General features: G+C 58.0%; 3 protein-coding genes. All 3 read right to left on the reverse strand.

Annotated features, from left to right (window positions below; genetic code table 11):
- Positions 1-96: 96 nt before the first annotated feature.
- Genes P775_RS02590 through P775_RS02600 form a run of 3 tightly spaced genes read right to left on the reverse strand, consistent with a single transcriptional unit; the run spans position 97 to position 3,489 of the window.
- Entirely contained in the window at positions 97-1,029 is a 933-nt protein-coding gene (locus P775_RS02590; RefSeq protein ID WP_180287293.1) for a TniQ family protein, read from the reverse strand.
- Positions 1,026-1,883, reverse strand: a complete 858-nt coding sequence (locus tag P775_RS02595) for a TniB family NTP-binding protein (protein ID WP_245875536.1) — start codon at positions 1,881-1,883, stop codon at positions 1,026-1,028. The genes P775_RS02590 and P775_RS02595 overlap by 4 nt, the downstream gene beginning before the upstream one ends.
- A complete protein-coding gene (locus P775_RS02600) occupies positions 1,861-3,489 on the reverse strand; it encodes a Mu transposase C-terminal domain-containing protein (RefSeq protein ID WP_099909507.1) in 1,629 nt (542 codons plus the stop codon). The genes P775_RS02595 and P775_RS02600 overlap by 23 nt, the downstream gene beginning before the upstream one ends.
- Positions 3,490-3,658: the final 169 nt, after the last annotated feature.

Consider the following 3,658-nt stretch of genomic DNA (forward strand, 5'->3'; position numbering starts at 1 on the left):
TGTCACTGTACCCTATTTAATCAGATTCTGCGGATTCGGCGCATTTTGGGGCGTTTTTTGTACCCTTAATTTCAATATTTCCACAGGCTCCACGCCTCAGGATTTGACACCACCTGAGCTTTTCCAGATTGCATCGGCGCGGGTCAGAAGCGCTCCACGGTTTGCGCCGGCACCAAGCTCGGATATGGCCTGACGAGCTGCCTGCAGAGCGCTCACGGATGCACCTGGGCGGTTCGTTCCATGCGTCTTACTGGTCGGATACTCTGTTTTCCACCGCCCAGATAACCGCTGGCCGAGGTCCTGCGACAACCCACGGGCCTGCTCAATCACCCGACGATGTTGAGGAAAGGCGCGGCGCAACTCAAAGACCATCCGTTCGTTTCCACGTAGAATGATGGCAGCACCCAAAACGGGACGGGTCACGCTAACACCGACCGCGGCAAGCGCCATTAACCTTTCGCGCTCGTTCCCCGAAGTGAGCGCCCTAAGGTTCCCGATCTCCAGAACTGCCATGAGATGCATGGTCAAATCCACCCGGCGCAACCGCGCAAGATTGTTCGTGGCGACAGCCGTCTTTAGAGCTTCCACGCCGCGTAAAGCGCGACCACGAAGTCTGCCTGACACATCTTTGGCTGGATAATTGGTTGCCAGAACCAGACCGCAAGTTTCGCAGGTAATCGACCACGCCAAGCGCCAATGGCGAAGCATCAGATCGGGTATTTTCTCAACACACCTCGGACAATACTGGAAGTCATGCTGCGACACGTATTGTACGCCGTGATGCGTCGAATCCGGAAGGGTCATGGCCGCAATCTCATGCTGGGTCAGTTGAACTGCCGAGCAGAGGCGGGCCCAGTCTACCTGTCCGAGATCGTTGATACGCTCCGGCACCCTGCCCTGCCCCAAACCAAGATACCCGCAAAGCTCTTCAGCGGAGCAGTGATTGGCCTTCGCCAATCGCCCGATCCAGCTGGACAGAAGCTCATCGCGTACAGGCGGCGGTCGAAACGGTAGCGATCTGACGGTCACCGGAATGCCGCGGCGGGTTGGCGAGGGATGTTCCAGGCATGCTTTGTCCAGACCGGCTGCCAGGACTGAACCGCCTCGTCGGTGATCCGCTCCTCACCTGTCTCGATCGCTTCTATGGCCAAAGACTTGATCATGATGAACACGCGCGAGGTGACGCCGCCGGTCACTTTCAGGATCGTACGAAGCGACGCCACCGTAAGGCCTGAGCGTTGCTCAAGCGCCATCGCGGCAATCAACGTCTGGATCAGACGGGAGAATTCCACGTCGTCCTCCCAGAGCGGCAGGTAGTGTTCGTCCAGCCGACGGGCCAGTTGGTCGTCACCGCGGACGGCCTCGAGGGCCTCGTTGACACCGAAGACAACAAGCGACGCGCAGAGATCGTTGGACAGGAACCGGAGCATGTTCAGGAACCGTCGTTGCTCCCGGTAACTGCCGGCAAGCAGGTTATGCACTTCGTCGATCATCAGCATTTTCAGGTCCATGTCCCGAAGATGGCTTAGCGCGCGCACCTCAAGCTCGGACACCGTGTGACGCCTCCACATCGGCGCCCCGATCGTTGACAGGATGTGTTGATAGAACCGGCGCTCATCCGGCGCGGGCGGCGCCTGAACCAGCAGGATGGGTGTCTTCGTGACGCCCAGTTTGGCATTGTACTGCGTCGGATACTTGCTGGCCATGCGTTTGGCGATCATCGTCTTACCGATGCCGGAGCTACCATAGACCATCAGGCCAGGCATCCGGCTCTGTTGCGGCATTTCCATAAGGGAGGTCAATCGGTTGAGAACAATCGTGGCACGGTCGAAACTGATCCAATGATCGCCGCGGATACGGTCAATTCTTTCTTCTGGGGTCATTAAACTCATCAATCTCATAGGTTGGCAGATCAGGGTTGCCTGTATCAATCGCGAACATTTCGCGCGATGGATCGCGGCGTGGTTGGTGCCGGGGAAGCCGAGCACCTCTTTCGTTTTCCAACCGGGCAGTCCGCGTCTTTTGGCGCGCCGCCTCAGCCAGCCGCCGCTGCGCGTCAATCAATTGGAATAGGACCCGCTCGTTGATCCGGCCACCATGTTTATCATGCCATTCTTTCCGCGCCCGCCGACTTTCCCAAAGCGATATACGCGGGTGGCTGAGATCCCGGTACCGGGCCGAGATCACGCGGCCATCATCGGTGATAACCCAGACCTGCGACAAGTCTCGCGGATCGTATTTCACCTGTACTTTACCCTGCCCGCGTCCGACCAACGACGCGAAGGCATCACTCCAGTAATTGACCCCGAAAAGCGTGATCCCGGTGCGCCGGAGCTGGCGCCACTCGAATGGCAGGAAGCTTGTCCGAAAGGCTTCTATGTCGACGACCTGCCGTCCCGCAGTATCCCCGCCCATGTCCGCCCATGCCGCAAGCGGCGTTCGTCCGAGAGCTTCGTGAACCGTATTGTGGTATCGGCAGATTTCCAGATGAAGCCAATCCTCAAACTCGGTCAGTGTCAGGGCCGCATGTTTTTCACTGTCATAGTCGCCCTTCTCGACGATTGAGGAATGCGTAGTCCCGGGCAGCACATGAACGGCACCCATGGTCGTTCCGATCAGCCGTTCGACATGACCGCCATAGTGTTTGCCGCCAAGCGGACGATACTCGACAGTAATACCCCAGTCTTCGCAGGCCATTCTGAAGGCCTCGCTGTGGAACTCCTGCGCATTGTCGACGTGGATCGCCTTAGGAATGCCGGCCGTCGGCCAAATCACCTCTTCCAGTGTTCCAGGAACGTGCACCGATTTCCGGCGCACACAGTGATCGAGACACAGGGCGATCGACAAGACAGATGGCTCATCGAAAGTGACATGGACCCCGAGAACGATCCGGCTCGCGACGTCGATGGCCACCGTCAGATAGGGGCGCGCAAGCGGCCGTCGATTGACGTGATCGACCAACGTGATGTCCGAAGTTGTATGATCGATCTGAACGACTTCCAGCGGGGCTGAAACTTCAAGTCGGCCAGGACGCGCGGCAAAGACCTTGTCAGCCGCCTCTGCCCCGCGCCGTTTCCGGAAGACCTCTCGCTGATCCATAGCGTCTAGACGTGCTTTGACCGTTCTCCGGGTCGGGGGCTGAAACCCCTTCGCCTCGCACTCGGCACGGATCTCGCGCCAGATGCGAAGAAAGCTCGAGCGCTCGCGGACCAGATAGTATCTTCGCAGGCTCCCATCGATGATGATTTCGACGTCTTCAGCAATCCGCTTCGATCCCGGTTTCGGCCCGCGACGGTCCAACTCCAACGCCGTGGCACGTGCATCGTTCTCTCTCAGACGCCGGTAGAGCGACCATGTGTGGCTTTTCGCCAAGCCCAGTTCCCAAGCGGCATCTCCGATTGCTGCGCTGATCGGCTCACCTCTCTTCTCAAGCTCCAGGATCGGCCGAAGAACGGCCGCACGATGTTTCGCAAGACGCTCGTCTACCACGCAAATCCCCTCCCCAATAGATCGACACTTATCCACAGTTCAGACCGTACGGCAATTAAGGGTACAGTATGGTAATTAAGGGTACAATATGAAAATTAAGGGTGCAACCCGCCATTGATTTCACGGGACAATTTCAGGCACGATTCTGATCAATTAGGGAACAGTGACA

Source organism: Puniceibacterium antarcticum (assembly GCF_002760615.1).
Lineage (GTDB): Bacteria > Pseudomonadota > Alphaproteobacteria > Rhodobacterales > Rhodobacteraceae > Puniceibacterium > Puniceibacterium antarcticum.

Excerpts from the sequence above, each read along its gene's own strand:
- P775_RS02595 (WP_245875536.1), bottom strand. The coding sequence starts at position 1,883 with ATGACCCCAGAAGAAAGAATTGACCGTATCCGCGGCGATCATTGGATC.